Source organism: Wolbachia endosymbiont (group A) of Oxytorus armatus (assembly GCF_964027005.1).
GTDB classification, from domain to species: domain Bacteria; phylum Pseudomonadota; class Alphaproteobacteria; order Rickettsiales; family Anaplasmataceae; genus Wolbachia; species Wolbachia pipientis.
This window is the reverse complement of the sequence record NZ_OZ034719.1, coordinates 598,520-618,533: the sequence shown is the minus strand read 5'-3', so window position 1 is coordinate 618,533 and position 20,014 is coordinate 598,520. Positions and strand designations below refer to the sequence as shown.

General features: G+C 35.6%; 17 protein-coding genes and 2 pseudogenes. 7 read left to right on the top strand and 12 right to left on the bottom strand.

Features of this window, described 5'->3' with window-relative positions:
• Window positions 1-155 precede the first annotated feature (155 nt).
• On the bottom strand, window positions 156-971 hold the full coding sequence (locus AAGD79_RS03095) for a hypothetical protein (RefSeq protein ID WP_341811596.1): 816 nt from the start codon (window positions 969-971) through the stop codon (window positions 156-158).
• A gap of 57 nt (window positions 972-1,028) precedes the next feature.
• Window positions 1,029-3,470 (bottom strand): annotated as a pseudogene (locus AAGD79_RS03090) (glycoside hydrolase TIM-barrel-like domain-containing protein); the annotation flags it as partial.
• A gap of 98 nt (window positions 3,471-3,568) precedes the next feature.
• Here AAGD79_RS03090 and AAGD79_RS03085 point away from each other — a divergent pair.
• Window positions 3,569-4,433, top strand: a pseudogene (locus tag AAGD79_RS03085) (IS982 family transposase).
• On the opposite strand, the gene AAGD79_RS03080 reads toward AAGD79_RS03085, so the two are convergent.
• Complete coding sequence (locus AAGD79_RS03080; protein WP_341811595.1) at window positions 4,392-5,225, bottom strand: hypothetical protein; 834 nt, start codon at window positions 5,223-5,225, stop codon at window positions 4,392-4,394. The pseudogene AAGD79_RS03085 and the gene AAGD79_RS03080 sit on opposite strands and share 42 nt — an antisense overlap.
• 427 nt (window positions 5,226-5,652) lie before the next feature.
• Between AAGD79_RS03080 and AAGD79_RS03075 the strand changes: the two genes are divergently transcribed.
• Window positions 5,653-6,657: a hypothetical protein gene (locus AAGD79_RS03075; protein ID WP_341811594.1), complete on the top strand. Its 1,005-nt coding sequence runs from the start codon at window positions 5,653-5,655 to the stop codon at window positions 6,655-6,657.
• Window positions 6,658-6,660: 3 nt separating this feature from the next.
• On the opposite strand, the gene dcd is transcribed toward AAGD79_RS03075, so the two are convergent.
• Window positions 6,661-7,218, bottom strand: a complete 558-nt coding sequence (gene dcd, locus AAGD79_RS03070) for a dCTP deaminase (protein ID WP_006280485.1) — start codon at window positions 7,216-7,218, stop codon at window positions 6,661-6,663.
• A gap of 141 nt (window positions 7,219-7,359) precedes the next feature.
• Here dcd and AAGD79_RS03065 point away from each other — a divergent pair, with 141 nt between their 5' ends.
• Window positions 7,360-8,376 carry a substrate-binding domain-containing protein gene (locus AAGD79_RS03065; RefSeq protein ID WP_341811593.1) on the top strand — a complete coding sequence of 339 codons (1,017 nt, stop codon included), beginning with the start codon at window positions 7,360-7,362 and terminating at the stop codon, window positions 8,374-8,376.
• Between the two features lie 72 nt (window positions 8,377-8,448).
• On the opposite strand, the gene AAGD79_RS03060 is transcribed toward AAGD79_RS03065, so the two are convergent.
• Window positions 8,449-8,940 carry a hypothetical protein gene (locus tag AAGD79_RS03060; protein WP_341811592.1) on the bottom strand — a complete coding sequence of 164 codons (492 nt, stop codon included), beginning with the start codon at window positions 8,938-8,940 and terminating at the stop codon, window positions 8,449-8,451.
• A gap of 95 nt (window positions 8,941-9,035) precedes the next feature.
• The gene (locus tag AAGD79_RS03055; RefSeq protein WP_341811591.1) at window positions 9,036-9,206 is read right to left on the bottom strand and encodes a hypothetical protein; all 171 of its coding nucleotides are present in this window, start codon (window positions 9,204-9,206) and stop codon (window positions 9,036-9,038) included.
• 141 nt (window positions 9,207-9,347) lie between these two features.
• Here AAGD79_RS03055 and AAGD79_RS03050 point away from each other — a divergent pair, with 141 nt between their 5' ends.
• A complete protein-coding gene (locus tag AAGD79_RS03050) occupies window positions 9,348-10,808 on the top strand; it encodes a TrkH family potassium uptake protein (RefSeq protein WP_341811590.1) in 1,461 nt (486 codons plus the stop codon).
• 263 nt (window positions 10,809-11,071) lie between these two features.
• Here the strand turns inward: AAGD79_RS03050 and mgtE are convergent, their stop codons facing one another.
• Entirely contained in the window at window positions 11,072-12,442 is a 1,371-nt protein-coding gene (gene mgtE, locus AAGD79_RS03045) for a magnesium transporter (RefSeq protein WP_006280192.1), read from the bottom strand.
• 153 nt (window positions 12,443-12,595) lie between these two features.
• Here mgtE and prfB point away from each other — a divergent pair.
• A protein-coding gene (prfB, locus tag AAGD79_RS03040) for a peptide chain release factor 2 (protein ID WP_341811589.1) occupies window positions 12,596-13,700 on the top strand; the annotation gives its coding sequence in 2 pieces (ribosomal slippage) (window positions 12,596-12,670 and window positions 12,672-13,700; 1,104 coding nt in all).
• A 179-nt stretch (window positions 13,701-13,879) separates the two neighbouring features.
• Here the strand turns inward: prfB and AAGD79_RS03035 are convergent.
• The 5 genes from AAGD79_RS03035 to AAGD79_RS03020 form a co-directional block, all read right to left on the bottom strand.
• Entirely contained in the window at window positions 13,880-14,044 is a 165-nt protein-coding gene (locus tag AAGD79_RS03035; RefSeq protein WP_084741697.1) for an IS3 family transposase, read from the bottom strand.
• Window positions 14,037-14,198 carry a DDE-type integrase/transposase/recombinase gene (locus AAGD79_RS06985; RefSeq protein ID WP_010082071.1) on the bottom strand — a complete coding sequence of 54 codons (162 nt, stop codon included), beginning with the start codon at window positions 14,196-14,198 and terminating at the stop codon, window positions 14,037-14,039. The genes AAGD79_RS03035 and AAGD79_RS06985 overlap by 8 nt, the downstream gene beginning before the upstream one ends.
• A gap of 19 nt (window positions 14,199-14,217) precedes the next feature.
• The gene (locus AAGD79_RS03030) at window positions 14,218-15,882 is read right to left on the bottom strand and encodes a recombinase family protein (protein ID WP_341811362.1); all 1,665 of its coding nucleotides are present in this window, start codon (window positions 15,880-15,882) and stop codon (window positions 14,218-14,220) included.
• Window positions 15,876-16,052, bottom strand: a complete 177-nt coding sequence (locus AAGD79_RS03025) for a hypothetical protein (protein WP_182319925.1) — start codon at window positions 16,050-16,052, stop codon at window positions 15,876-15,878. The genes AAGD79_RS03030 and AAGD79_RS03025 overlap by 7 nt, the downstream gene beginning before the upstream one ends.
• Before the next feature lie 109 nt (window positions 16,053-16,161).
• Complete coding sequence (locus tag AAGD79_RS03020) at window positions 16,162-16,761, bottom strand: helix-turn-helix transcriptional regulator (protein ID WP_341811588.1); 600 nt, start codon at window positions 16,759-16,761, stop codon at window positions 16,162-16,164.
• Window positions 16,762-17,515: 754 nt separating this feature from the next.
• On the opposite strand from AAGD79_RS03020, the gene ltrA reads away from it, so the two are divergent.
• The gene (gene ltrA / locus AAGD79_RS03015) at window positions 17,516-18,997 is read left to right on the top strand and encodes a group II intron reverse transcriptase/maturase (protein WP_264731897.1); all 1,482 of its coding nucleotides are present in this window, start codon (window positions 17,516-17,518) and stop codon (window positions 18,995-18,997) included.
• Window positions 18,994-20,013 (top strand): Rpn family recombination-promoting nuclease/putative transposase, encoded by a 1,020-nt coding sequence (locus AAGD79_RS03010; protein ID WP_341811587.1) that lies wholly within the window; start codon window positions 18,994-18,996, stop codon window positions 20,011-20,013. Before ltrA ends, AAGD79_RS03010 begins: the two co-directional genes overlap by 4 nt.
• The last annotated feature ends 1 nt before the right edge of the window (window position 20,014 follow it).

Genomic DNA, 20,014 nt, shown 5'->3' with positions numbered 1-20,014 from the left:
TGTTTTCACTTAATGATTTACTGGATTAAATATACTTAATTATAATGTATTTTTTTCATTAGTATAAGTACAATGTTACATAGTAAACGATGTCATTCGAGTAGCGGACACTGAAATCTTAAGCTAAAATCATGAAAAGCCTGAATTTCAATACCTTATCTTTGATTATTCACTTTAAGCTTTAAGTCTTCAACAGAAGATGCATTTGCCTCACTTACTACCTTTAGTGGTTCACCAAGGCTATGTTCCACTTTTGTCTCAAATTTAAAGCCCAATTTTTCGCAAAGCTTCTGAAAATATTCAACAATAACATCAAACAAATTCTTACCACTTACTTTGTAGTTTTTTAGCTCTTTAGGAATGGTAAGAAGTACTTTACCATCTTCATATGTTACATTTTTATCTTCACATTTCAGTTTAAACTCCGCTGAACTGCAAAAACCTGGTGTTTCGATATATGTACAATCATCATAGTTAAGCATTTTTGTATATTTCATGCTAAAACTAAGCTTTATACAATTGGGTTCACGACAATCCATAATATACTCTCTTGTCATACAGTTGCCTTGCGTTGACAAATGAAAAGATCCAAGAGCTTGATTCATATCATTAGGAAGAAAATGAGTATATCCGCCCTGATAATAGTTATTTATTAACTCCTCAATAATAGAGTTATTGGGAATTGTTGCACCAACGTGTTTAAACATTTCTGTAAAAATTTGTCTGAGAAATGGACGATAATTCCCTTTTCCGTTTTCATCCCGTAGAATTAGATTTTTATGGTTTGAATACAGATTGTTAATAAATTCGTTAGTTATTTTTTGTCCGTTAATAGCAAGGCCGTGTGTTCTATTAAGATCCTTATATGTTCCCTCACCAGAAATTACTTCGTCCCAAGTGTTAGCTTTGAAATCAGCATATTTGAGCTTCTTCACTTCAGCTTTCAACGCATTGACCATTTCCTTTGACATGTTATATCTCTACCATTAATACCTGTATATTAATTCTAGCACTTACTTTATTAAATTTCAATTACTAAATGAATTTATCACTTTCACTTCCGTATTTTCCAGCGAGTCACCGTAAGTCACTGCTTTTAGGTAAAACTTTTTTCCCCTTTGCACTTCGAAAGATATTATTGAATCATCAAGTAGAACAAATTTTTCACCTGTGGCATGATCATATTCTTTAGTATCTTCTTGTCCTCTGATTAGGTTGCTAAGCTTATATTTATTTTTATCTATTAGTTCAGCACTATGGAATTTCACTATCTCTTTTCCGATTAATGCTGAATTTGAGTCCGCAATTGAAGTTATGTTTCCAAAACGTAACACTACTATAAGCCCCTCGTCGGTAGATTCCATTACATATCCGTAAGTAGACTGCTTGTTTGTGCTTGCAATAGGCTTATAATCCTTATCGTTGTACGAAATAAAGAGTGTTGCTCCCTTCCAATTCTTTTCCTCACTAATTAAAGTAAAGCTTGCACTATTACCTTTAATATCCGGTAAATCTATCATTTCTACGATGGTTTTGCTAATGTGAGAGGGAGGGTATTCCTTCAGCATAAGTGACCTTGTTGAAGGAAAAGAAAGCTTATATATGGAGCTGTCATAACCAACACCACTTACTTGAATGGACATGCTTTCAAATTTCGTTTTTATAATTCTCACCGTATGCTTTTTCTCACCGTCTAAAATCGTCATTACATCACTTGGCGCAAGCCACGCATATCTTATCGGCAGCTTGAAATTGTATATATTTCTCTCTTGCCACGAAGAATAAAGTAAAACCTCAGCTATATTTTGCGCCTCTCCCTCCTCCATAATGAGCGGTATTTCAACTGTTATAGCAGCGCCTTGCTTTGGCAACTCAGCATATTTAACATCAATTGGATAGCCAAAATTGCGATTAAAATAAACGACGTTAACTTTATTGTTTAAATCTAATTGACTGATATTAGCAAGTTTTGAATTGTTACTGAAAACCGTTTCACCAATTGGCATTACAGTTGTAACTCCCCTGCCCTTTTGGACAAATTTCAGTTTAGAGTCCTGTTCAACCACATCAAAAAAATAGCAACTTTGCAGCATTTTAATAATAGAACGTACGGGTTGCTGGTCGTTTATCACATACCCAGACAATAACCCTTTGACGTTGCTTGTATCGAACTGATCGCTTTTTAAACCTGCTTTTTGTAATAGATCCGATAAAACATCGGAAATATTAAGCTGTGAAAGCTTTCCCTGAATCCAATGTCCTGTCTGCCAATTATGGCAGTCAGTCCACATATCACATAAATTGGGAAAGTAAGGAAATGGCCTTGCATCCCACGCCCAGAGAAACATTTTTTCTACCATTTCCGAGCTTTGCCACTTTTTTAACGTTCCTTCAATTGCAATTTTTTGCGAAAGAAAGCTCACCTCTCCGTTTGAATATCGTGGATATTTGCTCTCTATGCTGCCTTTGTCAACAAACACATTTGGTTCATTAGTGCAGCCGTTCATACTGGGAAATCCATATTCAGTAAACCATATTTTTTTCATTTTTGGTTGCCATTTTGTTTCGCTACCACCTGGATTTATGTGAGTTTCACTCCACCATTTCTCTATATTTTTCCACGCATACCTGCTGTCGTTATACTTTACTTTTTCAGGCTCACTTTTTGAGTAATCATAGAAATAATCATACCCCACTCCACTGCTCCAACCACCCATTACATCTTCCGCAGAATAGCCAAAAGGAGGCTCTGGACCATCAGTCAGTGGAAAATAAGCATCTATGCCAATAACGTCGACGTACTCTGAAGACCAAAGCTCATCCATATTATACCAACCATCATATGAATGGTATTCGCTCCAATCCGCAGCGTAAGTTACCGTTACTTCTTTTCCAAGCTGAAGTTTTATTCGCTTTGCAAGCTTAACTAGCTCTATAACGGCAGGGTAATTACCTTGTTCATCTCTCATTTTGGTAAGCCGCACAAGTTCAGAACCGATGATAAACCCTTCCACTTTAGTTTGTTTGGCAATGCTTGCATAATGCTCTATAAATTTGTTGTACTGATTCTTAAAAAAATCACTTATATCTTCAGGAGCCCCACTCAATCTTCCTCGCCACTCTTTGTTCTTTGTATCAAGTAAGGGCATTGGATAGAGCATCACCTTGTAGCCTCTGCTGTGTAGCTCTTCTATATATCTTATTAGCGCTGAATCACTAACTGTGCCACCATATCTTGGGTTTCCACTCGCATCTTTTGAAATTAGCTGAGCATTATCTCTGGTTACACCCCCTACTTGCCAATCATCAGGTAATATTGCGGAATCATCTTGAAATTCAACTGCAGGGTATATTTTACAATCTTTAATGTTCAGATTATTCACAAACCAATTGACTACCACCGACACCAACTCAACATTTGGCAAATCTTCTTTTAATTGATCCAAAGAAAGCATTGCATCGCTCTTTTTAACCCCAGTTATGGATTAGAAAACAGATAAAAGTAGAATTAATAAAGAGGGAAATAGGGTAAACTCAAGTATTTTAACAATAATTTAAGAGGTTACCCATGAAGAAAGATATTACAGAACTTTACTGCTGCGTCGAGGATTTTTGTCGTGTAGTAGATGAAAATTTTGCAAATAAGTTCTTATCAAATGGCAAAAAACCAACCAGAGTACCAGAAATAGCGCACTCAGAAATGCTAACCATAATCCTGTTATACCACCAATCGCCATGTAAAAACTTCAAGGCTTTTTATCTTTGTTACCTTAAGTTACTCTATAGATCAGAATTTTCAAAGATGCCTTCATATCACAGATTTATTGCCTTAAAGCCGAGAGTTTTACGGTATTTAGCATTACTTCTTCAATGGTTCTGCGAACAAGCGAAAATGACAGGTACTTCCTACATTGACACTTCTACGATTGCCATTTGCCACAAGAAAAGGATCTCTAGGAACAAAGTTTTTGATGGTTTAGCAGAAATTGGTAAGAGCACGTATGGTTGGTTTTTTGGCTTTAAATTGCACTTGGTGATTAACGAAATTGGAGAAATTCAATCACTTACTCTAACCAAAGGTAACGTTGATACCTGTGCCAACTATAACTAAAAGACTGACAGGACTTTTGTTCGGAGATAAAGGCTATATCAAGAAGGAGCTCTTTGAGGAACTCTTCGATAGAGGTTTAAAGCTTGTCACTAAAGTGAAAAAAGGCATGAAAAACGCACTAATCTCACTAAAAGAGAAGGCTTTATTGAGAAAAAGGTCGATTATTGAGACAGTCTTTGGTTGTTTAAAAAATAAATTTGAGCTTGAACATACACGGCACAGATCGCCAATAAATTTTCTGGTACATATTTTTTCTACATTAATTTCATATTCCATGCAGTCAAAAAAGCCTTCTATTTCTAAGCCTTACTGTGTTGGTTAATCCATAACTGGGGTTTTTAGTGTGGTTGTTGTGATTTACCCTTTGCGCCAGCCCATATGGGATATATTGGTTGCTGCTTATTTTCTCTTGCGCGATTTTCTTCTGTATTTTTGTATCATATACAAACTCACCTGAACCTGGTATGATATTGATATTCCGAATATTTTTTGCTACTGAAAATTCATTTGACTTTACTGCAGTTTGCACTTCAAACGTAAATACCGGAACATGATTATTATAGTCTGCTAAAGGAAAATTCTTGATGACTATGTAAGATATTCCCCTATAAGCCGGCACATTCCCCTCTCCTTCAATTGATGACATAAATGGATCAGGATTTTGGTCTTCTCTGCCGCTGTAAAAAGTATAATCTATTTCATCAAAGCTAAGTGATGTTGTATCTGCCCAGATTCTGTTTAATTTTTCTACTTTCCCCTTGCAGATCGCAATTGCAAGCGTTGCATAGTAATTATATGTAACGTTCATACCTCTTCCAATTTTACTTTTGGTGGTTATCGCCTCTTCTTTTATTGGCTGTGCCCAAATAATATTCCCTGCAACACGAGCAGTGCCATAGATAATTGGGATCGTTCTGCCGTAGGTTGAGGTTTGAACTTGCAGATTTTTTAGCCTTGCCCCATGCGTTACTTTTTGCTCGGCTTCAAGGCCGAACATTGCCCCATCTAGCTGTGCACCAAGAAGAGCACCAAGTTCTGAGCCGATAATCCGGCCAATTGGCCCAAAAATGCTGCCTGCTTGACCAAAAATTGATGATAAAATTATTGTAGACATAGTAATCCTCCTTTTGATAGATTTTTTTGAAATTGTTGAGAGAAGATCCAAGTGTCACGCTACTTGGATGACACCTATAACCTTGTCATCCCAGTGCTTCCTCCTTTGTCATCCCAGTGCTCCGACACTGGGATCTAGGAATTTTAATTGTAAGCAAGCACACTGAGTTGATAAGTATAAAAATGGCTGAAAAATAAACATTTTTGATGAGGTCACATAGAAAGCTGGATCCAAGTAGTCAAGGCACTGGGATGACAGATACTATGACAAGAAATTCAACAACTTACAATGAATAATTGAAGTTTTTAATTAAGAAAAGCACATGGTGTAGCTATAATTATTGTAAGCAACAATGAAAAAGTGCGGAAGTGAAAAATTTATGTTGACTTTACAATATCAATTCTTAGTATAATTTAGTATTATCAAAATGGTAGTAAAAATGAAATTTGAAATGTCGGAAGAGAATAGTAAAAGAGTCTTGTCTGGTACAAAATGGATTACTAATGTTGGTCAAAACTATCTTGCATCACTGAATAATAGCACTAAACCAACTAGTTCTGGAAAAAAATTAATCAATGCTTTTTTACTTGTTCCAATCATCGTGCCTACTGCTATAACAGCATTATCTCTTAGCTTAACTATGCTTTTTTTGAATGCTGTTAATGTTCAAAAAGATGATTCTAAATTATCTAAAGTAATAAAGTTTATAGTTAGCTCTCTAATCTATATAGCTGCTACCGTGGTTTTAATTCCGTGCATTGTATTAAATCTAATAATTTCACTGATACCTGGTCTTATTTTTTATTACATTAATAAAGACATGTTTAGTCAAAAAGACATAGAAAACAGTCAAGGTCAACCAGTAAATAAAAGTGAAGAATACAATAAGCGTGTTGAAGAAGAAGCTAGCATGTTAGGAACTGACCAACATCAAAACAATGAAGAGCACGAGCAAAATGAACTAGGGAGTAATAGTCAAAGTAATTCAGAACAACACCATTCAGCACATAATCAAGCGTTAGTAAGTAATGGTCAACTACATAATCAACCGACTGTAGAAGTAATATCTCGAGAAGTGGGTAATACGCGATTTGTAGACCAGACTGTTATAGTAAAGAATATAAATAATGATGGTATACGAGATGGTGGAATGATGATGCGAACAGTTGGAAATGATCGTAACTTCACTGCTTGTGGTGTTGTTACCGGAAATGCTACTAATAAACAAGAAGGTTTCGCTACTGCTATGGGGTTTTCATGTAACATTGTTGAAAATGGAATAGATTCCCAACTTGGCTGCAGTATGCGCACTGGAACTGACAAAAAGCAAGCAATTAAACATCTTAAGCAAAGTGAATCAGCGCGAACTTTGCTATCTGGTGATAGTGGAATATTGTCTATAGAGCAGCTTGGTAGCTCACAACGAAAGTAGTAATCACTTCACCAGCGGCAAAGTGATACCATGCTGATTCATATATTTTCCTTTCATATCATCATATGATTTCTCGCATTCACTTTCGCCGCTTAAAAATACGAATTGGCATGCGCCTTCATTAGCGTAAATTTTCGCAGGAAGCGGAGTGGTGTTTGAGAATTCGAGTGTGACATGACCTTCCCATCCAGGTTCTAAGGGAGTAACGTTTACTATAATTCCACATCTTGCGTAAGTTGATTTACCAACACAAATGACCAGTACATTCCTTGGTATACGAAAATATTCCACTGTGCTTGCAAGTACGAAACTATTTGGTGGAATTATACATACATCTGTTTCTTTATCTATAAAACTATTCTCAGAGAAATTTTTAGGGTCCACGATAGCTGAATTAACATTAGTAAAAATTTTAAATTTATTATCCACTCTTGCATCGTAACCATAAGATGATAGTCCGAAAGATATAACACCTTTGCTGCTTTTGTGGTTCACAAAAGGTTCTATCATTCCAAAATTTTCAGCTTTTTCTCTTATCCATTTATCTGGCATAACTGCCATAATTGCCCCTTAAAGTTGTGTAATACTTACAATAATATAAAATAAAATTTAAATGTAAACTGTAGCTTTTGTCATGCAATTAAAGCTTTTCAGTTTGATGTTTTGTTACAATAATTAGATTTATGTTCTTAACTAAAAATAATGCTTAGAAACTTTCTCCTGATTTTTGTATTCGTATTATTCACGCCGCTGTCAAATGCTGATGCCAGGAAATACATCAGAATTGTTGGATCTTCAACTGTTTTTCCTTTTATCTCGTTTATAGCCGAGGAGTTCAATCGTGTATTCCCTTTTAAGACTCCAGTTGTGGAATCAATAGGAAGTGGATCAGGGTTCAAAATGTTTTGCTCAGGAATAGGGGAAGACACGCCAGACATCACCACTTCATCTCGCCCTATGAAGGAAGTAGAAAGAGAACTATGTAAAAGAAATAAAATTAATGAAGTGATAGAGATCATCATTGGCTATGATGGAATTGTCATTGCAAATTCAAATCAAAGCCATAGATTTGATTTCACAAAGAAGGACTTATTTGAAACTTTATCTGCATATTCTCAAGAAAATGATAAATTAGTAAAAAATAATAAGAAGTTTTGGTCTGATGTAAATCAAGCCTTACCAAAAACAGAAATTGAAATTTATGGTCCACATCAAAATACAGGCACATACGAAACTTTGGTTAATTTTATTATGCTTGATCAATATTCATGCATGAACTCGAGAATTTTCAAAGAGAATTATAAAGATCAGGAAGAAAGAAAGCAAGCATGTGGTAATATAAGGGATGACGGAAGGTATATAGAAGTTGGAATTAATGAAAATATAATAATACAAAAATTGAAAAGCAACAAAAACGCCTTAGGGATATTTAGTTTCAGCTTTTTAATGAGGAATCAAGATAAAATACAAGGGAGCACAATTGCAGGAATTGAGCCAACTTACGAAAATATATCATCGGGAAAATATATATTAGCAAGACCTCTATACCTTTACATAAAGAGGGAACACTTGGATACTGTTGATGGATTAAGAGAATTCGTAAAAGAAATTATAGATTCGATCGGCATTGAAGATGGATATCTATCTAGGCTTGGTCTGATCCCACTTTCAAGTGAAGATATAAAGAAAGCTTCAGCAAAAGTTTATGATATAACGTGACGGCAACGTTTCTTTTATATTCTTTGTTCTAGCGTAGTCAGACCCAGCGCGGCGCGCTGGGATGACAATGGATTACTGATTAAGCAGTTCTGCGTTGTTGCAACACCCAGAAACAACCGGGTTCAAACTTTTCGTATTTGGACTTTCTGATTTCTCACAAACTCCTCCAATATAAGCTAGTACAGCCAATGCTGAAACTGCTGAAACTTCTAAAACTAATGCAACTACAGGATATGCCAGCACATAGGCTGCAATAGCACCAACTACGCATAGTCCAACAACGCCTAGAGCAATTTTCCCTTTGTGTTCACTCCAGAAGGTTGTTTCGTTCTTTTCTGGGGTTTTGTTGCCAGTAGTTGGTGTAGTAGTGTTAGTTACTATAGGAGCATTGGAATAAAGATCCTTTACCCACTTGTGATCTTCTATTTCTTGAATAACTTGTGCAAGAGCAGAATATTCTGTGTTATTAGGGTCAATTTTTTGTTGAAAGGGTTTAAGACCATCTATTGTATCTACAAAATATGGTTGACCTTCAAAAGAATTTACTACCTTGTAATCACACAAAAAATCACGAGTTTCTTTATCAGCTTTCTGCCAAATTAGTTCAATGATCCCTACTTTAGTGTTAACGCTAGTTTTAGTACAGCCAATAACATCATTTAAATGGTACCTTTGTCACTAGTCAAAGTCCCCTCGTGGCTCAAAACTGCTTGTATATCATTATGTTTATTATTGTCGAGTACGTTCTGGACTTCTTGAAAATTGCCATTCCAGACTGCCTGTCTTAATGAATCTAGAATTTCTTCTTGTGCATTAGTTAATTCAACCATATCTTACCTCTAATAAAAATTTAATTATCACACATATTTACAAGTAAATCAAGTATACTGTTAATAACTGTTAATAAAGGCCAACAAAGTGCTTGACGTTAGAGTAGCTTTTATGGCTTTGTATAGCGAGGAAGTAATTCTATGAAAAATCATCAACGTTTACAAAATTTGCGTTCAATTGTATTTATTGTGGGAATATTCCTATTGCTGTTTAGCTTAGCAATGCTTATTCCTGCTATTACTAATAAATGTCTCAGCTACAAATGGAAAAATTTCCTCGCTGGATTCATAATTACCTGCACATCTGGCGCAATTTTTATTTTACTCGGTAAATTAAGTAGATTGCATGGAATGCCAGCAATTTTTGCGATTACTAGTTGCACCTGGATTGCCTTGTCTCTGTTTGCAGCTATTCCTTTCTATTTTGATAATCTGAGCTATGTTGATGCATTGTTTGAAACGATATCTGGCATCACAACCACAGGAGCAACTATATTTAATGATATTGAAAAACAATCTCCAGGAATACTGCTATGGAGAGCAATGCTACATGGCATGGGGGGTTTTGGTGTAATCACTTTAGGAATTGCAGTTTTTCCTATGTTTAAGGTTCTCAGCCTAAATAATTTACTTTATTCTGAATATTCAGATGCTACCAAAAGGAAGTTGCCGAACACGCGAAGCGTAGTAATTCATGTTACGGCAATATATTATGGCTTAATTTTGTTATGTATATTTTCCTATTATCTAGCTGGTATGCCACTATTTGATGCAATATGTCACGGAATGTCTGCTGTATCAACTGGTGGATTTGCTAACTATAATGATTCTATAGGGCACTATAATAATCCCATACTAGAAGCCATAACGATCGTTTTTATGATTTTGGGTTCTCTGCCTTTTCTTAGCTATTTAAAAATCATAAGACGGTTAGACATTTGCTATGATGAACAGGTCTCTTACTTTGTTAAGATAGCTACTATCTCATCTTTATTTGCTTGTTTTTGGTTGTATAAAGATGTTGATTTAGGAGTGTCATTATCATTTAGATGCAGCACATTTACCATCACTTCCTTGATTACGTCAACTGGTTATGCAATCTGTAATCATATAGATTGGAGTTTCATTTCAGTCTTAGCTTTTTTTCTAACCTTTGTTGGTGGATGTAGTGGTTCTTCAAGTGGTGGAATCAAAATCTTTCGTTTGATCATTTTTCTAAGGTCTATAGAAAATCACTTTCGCCTTTTATTAAACCCAGGCGCAGGTAATAAAGTAAAATTCAATGGAAAAACCCTGGAGAATGATGAAGTTCACTCCGTCTTTATATTTTTTGCGATTTTCATGTTAACGTTTACCATTTCATCAATAGTGATGTCTTACTTAAGCAATGCGGACTTTATAACTAGCGTCAGCTCAGTCTCTGCAACGCTTACAAACTCTGGTCCAGGGTTCAGCAACTTAATAGGCCCTTCAGGTAACTATTCTTCTTTCAGTAATGAAGTAAAATTATTTCTATCGTTTTTAATGCTGCTTGGCAGACTTGAAATATTGCCAATCTATTTTTGTATAGGCAATTTATTCTTATTTAATAGAAAGAAATAGTTGGTGAAGTTGTGAAATTTGATATTATAGCTAAACTGACTTACGACAATTTGAAAAACCGTCATTCCGCTACTCGTTAGCGGAATCTATACCGCGAATAAATCCACAGATGTACGAACATTGTGATTTGGGCACACCAGGAAGAATGTCATCCAAGTAGCCCCTTTCTCTTCATCCCGCTACTTGTTAGCGGGATCTATGCTAAGAGATACCGCGAATGAATCGCGGCATGACGGTTCGCGGCGGTATAGCTATAGATAGTATTAGCTATTTAATAAAAAGATCGTAGCTAAACCAAGAAATATAAAAGCTGAGAGAATATCAGTTGTTGCCGATGTTAGGATTGAAGAAGAAACGGCAGGGTCAGACTTTAAACGGTGAAGCATTATAGGAATGAAAGTTCCGATGAACGTTGCAATAATTGACATCATAATCATGGAGACCACAAAAATCATCTCCACTTTGAAGTTGTGAAACCTTATTGCTAACACTACTAATGAAATAGTAGATAAGATCACCCCGTTTATAAGACCTATTAAAAATTCTTTCATCAGTATTCTTTTTGCATTTTGCTCAGTTAGATATTTTGTTGCGATTGCCCGGATGGTTAGCGTTACTGTTTGGGATCCTGCATTTCCGCTCATTGATGCAATTATCGGCATGATTATTGGCAGCACTATAAAACTTTTTATTACATCATCAAAAAAGCCAACTACTATGGAACACATTGTTGCAGCTAAGAGGTTAAACAGTAACCAAGGTAGCCTTTTAATTATAGTTTTATGTATAGGGGCATTTATATCGGCTTTAGAAGATACACCGCTTATTTTGAGTACATCCTCTTCTGTTTCTTGTTGAACAACTTTTATCACATCTTCAATTAAGATCACACCAATAATTTTACCATTCTTATTTACTACCGGAGCCGATAATAGAGAGTAATCTTTAAATATTCTTGCTACTTCCTCTTGGTCTATTCCAGTTTTAATGATTTTTATGTCATGATCCATTATCTCTTTTATTATTGTGTCTCCTGAGTGAGATATTACCTTATTTAAATTAACACTGCCTATAGGCTCTAATTTTGAGTTGATAATGAATATCTGGTGAAATTTTTCTGGTATTTTTTTATAGTTGCACACAAATTCTGTCAGTTGATTTATTGTCCAATAATATGGAGCTATAACCATATCTTTATGTATTAACCTTCCTGCACTTTCTTCTGGATATGATAGCAACTCCTCTACCGATTTCTGAGTTTTGCTGGGCAAATAGTAAAGTATATTTTCTACAGACTTTCTATCTAAATCTTTCACTATGGTTACTATATCTTCTACATCAAGGAGCATTAGTAACTTTGCTGTATTTTCTATTCCCAATGTTTCTATGATCTCTATTTGTAAATCTGGCACTACATGCACTAGGGCATCACTTAACAAATGTTGATCGAGGATATTAACTAATTTCTCCCTGTGATCACTGATCGAAGTAGATAAAAAATAAGCTAACTGAACACTGTCTATCGTTTTTACAATATTACGAACATTCTCTAGCTCCTCGTTATCAAGTGACTCTATTAAGTCATCAATAGCCTTTTTGTCTAAACCATAATGGGAACTTATTTCAATATTCATTACTTTACCTTGTTTTTTAATAAATATACGCGCTTGATTTCCTTAAACATTAAAGTATAATGAAATTATTTAAATTAACTATCATATGGTTAAATTTCTATTTTGTTTACTGTTATTGTTATTGATAGTAAATATATTAAAATCTAAAGTATAATGAAAACTTATCCAGAAATTCTTGAACACTTTCAAAGCTTAAATAAAAGTATTTCTCTTATCAGGAGGTGTCTTTGACATAGAAAAATTAAAGTTGCGCCTTGAAGAGCTTGACTCCCAAGCGTCGAATGATGACCTATGGCAAGATAACCAAAAAGCACAAGAAGTTTTAAAAGAACGTTCTAAAATTAAGAATGACGTAGAGTCGTTTTTAAAGCTGGAAAGCGATTACAACGATGCCATCAGCTTAATGAAGTCTGCTATTGATGAAAATGATGAAGAATTTTTCTCTGAAGTTGAAAATGAATTAGCTAAGCTAGAGAAATTAATCAAGTATAAAGAAACAGAGTCCTTATTTACTGGTGAAGCAGATAATAATAACTGCTTTTTAGAAATCCACTCAGGAGCTGGCGGAACCGAGAGCAATGATTGGGCTGAAATGCTGATGCGCATGTATATAAGGTGGGCAGAAATTTATCACAACTTTAAAGTTGAAGTTGTAGAAAAATTAGAAGGAGATTCAGTTGGTATAAAGTCTGCAATGATAAAAATCGTTGGAGAAAAAGCTTATGGGTGGGCAAAAAGTGAAAGTGGAATTCACAGGCTGGTTAGAATATCGCCGTTTGATGCAAATGGTAAACGTCATACCAGTTTTGCAAGTGTAGGAGTAACTCCAGTGATAGAAGATTCAATTGATATTGCTGTGGATGAAAAGGATCTAAAGATCGACACCTATCGTGCTTCCGGAGCAGGCGGTCAGCATGTGAACAAGACTGAAAGTGCAGTACGCATTACGCATACTCCAACTGGTGTTGTAGTTCAATGCCAAAATGGTCGTTCTCAACATAGAAATAAAGATGAGGCGTTAAAATTACTTAAAGGACGTTTATACCAAATTGAACTGGAAAAAAAAGAACAGAAAATGGCTGAAGAGTATGGTAAAAAATGCGATATAGGCTGGGGCAATCAGATCAGATCGTACGTTATGCATCCATATCAAATGGTGAAGGATTTAAGAACTGGACATGAAGTGGGCAATATAAATTCTGTTTTTGATGGTAATATAGATTGTTTCATAGTTAGTGTGCTCACTAAGCAAAATTAGGTAGGGTTGACTTTCTTGCCATAATATATAATAATTAAAATATTGTTAAAGTAGGAGTAAAGTTATGGCGATTAAATATGATCAGTGGAAAAGTGACCTTACCCAGAAAAAGTGGAGAGAAAGTGTGGAATGTTTTTTACAAAAAGAATGATGCATCAAATTGTTCTGGAATGCAATAGTTAATAGTGACGTTGTTTGTTATAAAAAATTTCTATGTATTCAAATATTGCAGTTCTAGTGTGTTGAGCAGAGTGTTGTGAAGTATCAATAAGTATTTCTCTTTTCAATGAGCTAAAGAAGCTTTCTGCAACAGAATTGTCGTAACAACAGCCTTTATTACTCATCTATATTCTTTACAGCTAAGAGATATTGATACCCTTGCGCAGTATATTGTGAACCTTGGTCACTGTGCAGCAGTAGATTTTTAACAGGTTTACGCCTATTAATGGCCATTAATAAAGAGTTCATAACCAATTGTTTATTTATTGCACTACTCATTAACTACCATACGTGAGAATTATTGCTGCCAAATATAGCCATCCCTACCCCTACAACAACATTGCAAGCATTGATTTTTCTCCATATGAAAAGAGTCTGGAAGCTCTTTTACTCTAAACACAATGTTTACATCCTCAAAATTAATCTCAATTCGCTTAACTAACGTTCTAATAATATCACGTTTAGTTAGCCAGTCTGCATTATTAAGACTTGAGTTAATACTAGAGGAAAACCCCTCTAAATTTGTTACTACTAGAGTTAACTCTTGTGTGAGTTTTTTCTGATCAAATATCTTTTTCTTTTGTTCTTCAACCATTTTTAAGTTTTGTTTCATTGCTTTAATTCTTGGCTCAAATTCTTCTTGATCAATATATTCTTGAGCATAACTATCAATTAACCTTGCAATACCTCGTTTTAACTTATCTTCTTGTATTTCAAGCAAAGCACTTTTTTGATCTAGTGGTGATTTTTTAAGTTCTGAAAGTCTACGTTTATACTCCTCTAATATTCTATTTGGATTTTTTAATAGATGTTTTACCTCTTCCCACACAGCCATGTCTAATGTATCTGTACGAATTAATTTGTTGTTACACATTTTATTACCGCCAAAACGGTATGAATCCGTGCCAACACAACGATAATATACCTGATTATTAGTTTTTTCCCCCTCCTTATTCCTTGCAGTGCTAGTACCATAATATGCATAATTGCAAAGCTTACATACTACTAAACCTTGCAATAAATGTCTTGCTCCTCTTTGTCTTGTTCTTGCTATTTTTCTATTCTCAGCTAATTGTTCTTGAACGATTTCAAATAAATCTTCGCTTACTATACTAGGTACTTTAATATAAATCCAATCCTCTTTTGGAACAGGATAAGTAGAATAATTATCTTTTGGATGCTCGCAGGAGTTTTTTTTCGGTCTTATATGTTTTAGTTTGACACCAAACCTTGTTTTACCAAAAGCTGCTTGTCCTTTATAAGCAGAGTTTTTTAACATACTCAAAACTACAGCCCTATCCCAATACTCTTTTCCAGTTCTCGTCATAATGGACATAGCACTTAGCCTACGACATACTTCTCCTATACTGGCTCTTTCTCTTCCTACCCAAGAAAATACTTTACGAACAACTTCAGCTTCTTCTTCATAAATCTCAAATAAGGCCTGTCCTGTTTCTGTATTTTTGTTTATATAACGATAGCCATAAGGAGCAGCACTCATTACACTTATACAACCCTTATTTGCTGCATAAATCTTTCCTCGACGACTTCGTTCCATGATTTTTGCACGTTCGTATTCTGCTATCATACCTTGCATTTGTAATAGTAATTGAGATTCTGGATTATCGCTAATTTGATGATTTAAAAAAATGACTTCCACTCCTAATTTCTTAAACTCTTCAAGTAATATCATCTGATATGCATACTTACGAGATAAACGATCAGGAGAATGAATATAAACCTTATCAATGTTACCTTCTGCTATTTTATCACGTAATTTTTCCAAACCAGGACGGATTATGTTAGAACCACTATAACCATTATCAATAAATTTATATTCATTTAATAATTTATGTCCATCCATACTAATTTGATTCTCTATAGTAGCAATTTGGCTTGCTATTGTATCTTCTTGTGCTTGCTTCCCTGAAGAAACTCTTGCATATAAACTAACTGTTACCATTTTACCGTCCTCAAATCTACTTTCTTATATTCAGAGTTTTCTTCCTTTTTGCTCGCTTTTATTGGTTTACTTAACACTAATTTTTCATATGCATCTAATAGATACAACTCTGCTAATCGATTTACTTCATAACTACAACTAATACGAACTATTAATTTCTTGTTGCCCATGAGCTCTACCATATATTATCCATCGAGACATATGGTTATTTGATCATTAGCTCTATAAATAAATTCAACTCTCCGTTCTTTTTGTAGAAGCTTTCGGGAAATAGTCTTCTCAAGTTTCAGGTTTATTGCAATATTGTTGGCGGAGTCCCTGCGAGGGTCCTACATCTAGCTTTTTTGCTAATTCTTCTTGAGTATATCCCCTTATTATTCTCCACTTTTTTATCTCTTGTCCTCCGTTTGGCTCGTATCTCTCTTTATCAGCATATTCTTCAGTTGATAAGCCTGTTGCTCGATAGATAATCTCAGTATCAAACCCCGCCTTAACTAGATTCTTTGCAATTCTTATTCTTGCTGCTTTTACATTACTTTCTTCCTCAGCTCGGATAGATTTGGTTAATGCGTAAATTGCTTTGCGTCCTCCTGTTTTTTCTATGAAATTATACATTTCCTGGCTCCTAGCTTCGTCAAAACAACTGTTTTCTTTTAGTACTTTTCGTCTTGGAAAGAGATTTCTAATAGGAATTAATAATGCATTTGCTATCACTTTTAGCCTTTCAATTGGAATGCCACATGTTCCTTGCTCGTATCTTATCAGTGTATGATAGTTTATGCCTGCCTTGTCTGCTAAGTTTTTCAGGGTATATTTTCTTTTTAACCTCCAACTCCTTACTTTTTGCGCTATTTGGTACCTTATCGAGATATTTGCCATAAATATTATATAGGTTAATACTACAAAATAAAGATATACAAAATGTTTGCATTTTAGTTGAATATTTCTTCACAATTGTGTATAATTATTAATGCTTTTTATCTTACTTTCTTATGGCTCTTTCGAAATTTCTTGATGCACGCAATGATTATGCTTTTGTGCGACGTGAAAGTCGTCTATTGAACTGTTTAGCTCTGACTAAACCGAGTGTTTTGCCACTCGTACCCTACTAAACTGTATAAGTACAGTAATGTCTTATGCAAAGCGTTTAGGACAATGAACCCGCCTGAAAAGGAGAAGTTCGGTCTGTGAAGAAGGAACGATGCTATTAGTGTCAAGTTGGCACGGGGGCTAGGGTGAACGGTATGGATAACAGAAGTGAATGATCGTAAGCATCGTTAAGTCGAACAAGCCAAAGACACTGACAGGCTTGGACCAAAAGGTATGTGGTAGGTTATCGGCGTGAACGCATCTGATACGCAAACATAAACACTACCGGTGTATAGATCAATCCTAACCCGCTCGTTGTTTGATAGGTGGAACACGGAAATCCCATATATCCCTAGGAATTCAGTAAGGTTGATCGTGAGAAAGACCGATGGATATGTGGGTTTGGGAGTGTGGAAAAAGTGAACGCTCATCTGTAACGGATGAGATACAGGTTTAAACGTTACCTGGCTCGAAAGAGAACTGACGTCCACTACGGTCATCTTGAACAAGATTGTTTGTAAAACCTTTTAAGTGAGGAAAGCAGATGGTTACAGGTAAAATTGTAAGTGCACCTTCCGGTACGGCAGAACACTGGAATCAAATTAGCTGGTTTCAGTGCAGAAAAAATACTAGAAGGCTACAAGCTCGTATTGTTCAGGCAACAAAAGCTAGGAGATGGAATAAAGTGAAAACTTTACAACGCCTCCTAACACGTAGTTTTAGTGCTAAAGCATTAGCAGTCAAACGCGTAACTTCAAATAAAGGAAAATGCACAGCAGGTGTTGATAACCAGTTGTGGCAAAGCCCTTCAGCAAAATCTCAAGGAATTGCAAGCCTGAGGCAACGAGGATACCGCTCTCAACCTTTGAGGCGAATCTATATTCCTAAACCTACAGGCAGCAAGCGACCTCTTAGTATTCCCACTATGAAAGATCGAGCGATGCAAGCATTATATCTTATGGGACTTGACCCTATTGCAGAAACAATGGGAGACATTCACTCATATGGATTCAGAAAGTATCGCTCAGCGGCTGATGCAGTAAGTCAAATACACACAACTTTGGCAGGACGTAGCAGACCGCAATGGATCCTAGAAGCGGATATTAAGAAGTGTTTTGATGAAATAGACCACTGCTGGTTAGAAAACTCAATCCCAATGGAAAAGAGTATTCTCAGCAAGTGGTTAAAATCTGGATTCGTAGAAAAGCAAATGTTCCGTTCCACAATAGCAGGAACTCCACAAGGGGGAATTATCTCTCCTGTACTTGCCAACTTGACCCTTGATGGTCTCGAAAATGTTATCAGTAAACATTTCGGGAAGAAGGGTACAAGAAAACGCAAGAAATATGGTGTGCACGTGATCCGCTACGCGGACGACCTTATAGTAACTGGAAAATCAAAAGAAATCCTAGAGACTAAAGTCAAGCAGCTAGTAGAGGATTTCCTCAGCGACAGAGGGTTAACTCTATCCACAGGAAAAACCAAGATCACACACGTAGAACAGGGATTTGATTTTCTAGGTCAGACAGTACGTAAGTACAAAAAGAAGATAATCATCAAACCTTCAGCAGAAAGTACAAACCGACTTCTGAAGCGCATCCGGTGCTTGATTCGTAAGAACTGCGCAGCAACCCAAGAAAAAGTAATAGAACTGCTCACACCTCAAATTCGAGGTTGGGTATATTACCACAGGGGAATATGCGCAAGAAAAGCTTATGAGAAAGTGGATTCTGAGATTTTTAAAGCCTTATGGCAATGGTCAAAACGCAGACACCCTAACAAAGGCTTACGTTGGATTAAAGAGAAATACTTTAAAACCAAAGAAGCCAGAAGATGGTGCTTTGCAACATTAACTAATAAGGAAGGTACAGTTGAGTGGAAGGAACTCTTTCAAGCAACAAGCGTACCAATTCGTCGCCATAAGAAAATTCAAGCTGAGGCAAATCCCTACGATAAAGAATGGTATGCCTACTTTGAAAAACGTAGATCAAATAATCCTTCTCTTCATGAGGATGATAAGATATGATTAACGTTAATCCTAGTAAGGAATTTGAAATGCCAGAATATTTGAAGGAAAATGTTGCCGGTTCTCAAGAAAAGGACTTAAGATGGCTCGAGCCGTATGAAGGGAAACTTTCAAGTACGGTTCCTAGAGGAGGGTTTAGTGGAAGATATCTTAGTCCACTAAACTCTTACTCGTTCAAAAGAATATTTGGCACCGAAAAGAATAAAGATATTCTCATTCATTTCTTAAACGATATTTTAGGCTTTACTGGCTTAGCTGCTATTCACGATGTTGAATTCTTAGCTACCATCTTGGATCCTGAGATTGCCGCTAAAAAGCAAAGTATTGTCGATGTTCTTTGTAGAGACTCTCAAGGTTCAAGATATATTATAGAGATGCAGTTCACTAAGACTAAGGGCTTCGAAAAACGTGCTCAATATTATGCTGCTAAAGCCTACTCAAGTCAAGCTGATCAAGGTGATGATTATCATAACCTTAAAGAAATTATCTTTATTGCTGTTGCTGATTGTATTATTTTTCCAGATAAGGCTGAGTACAAATCTAATCATGTCATTTTAGATCAAAATAGCTTTGAACATGACTTAAAGGATTTTTACTTCGTATTCATAGAACTACCAAAATTTACAAAGACCAAAGAAGACCAACTAGAAAATATAGTAGAAAAATGGTGTTACTTTTTTCGCTATGCAGGAGAAACAAGGGAAGAAGATCTAGATAAGATAGTTGGTAGTGACGTAATAATAAAACGAGCTTATGAAGAGATGAATAAGTTTAATTGGTCAGAAGAAGAGTTACTAGCATATGAACAAATGAAAAAACGCATAATGGATGAGGTAGCTGCTTTAGCTCAAAAATTTGATGAGGGTCTTAAAGTAGGTCACGAAAAAGGTAGACAAGAAGAAAAAATCGAAGTTGCAAAAAACTCACTCAAGGCTGGTGTATCTATTGATGTTATTTCCCAGACAACTGGCCTTCCTCAGGCTGACATTACACAACTTAAGGAAGAAACTTTTTAGT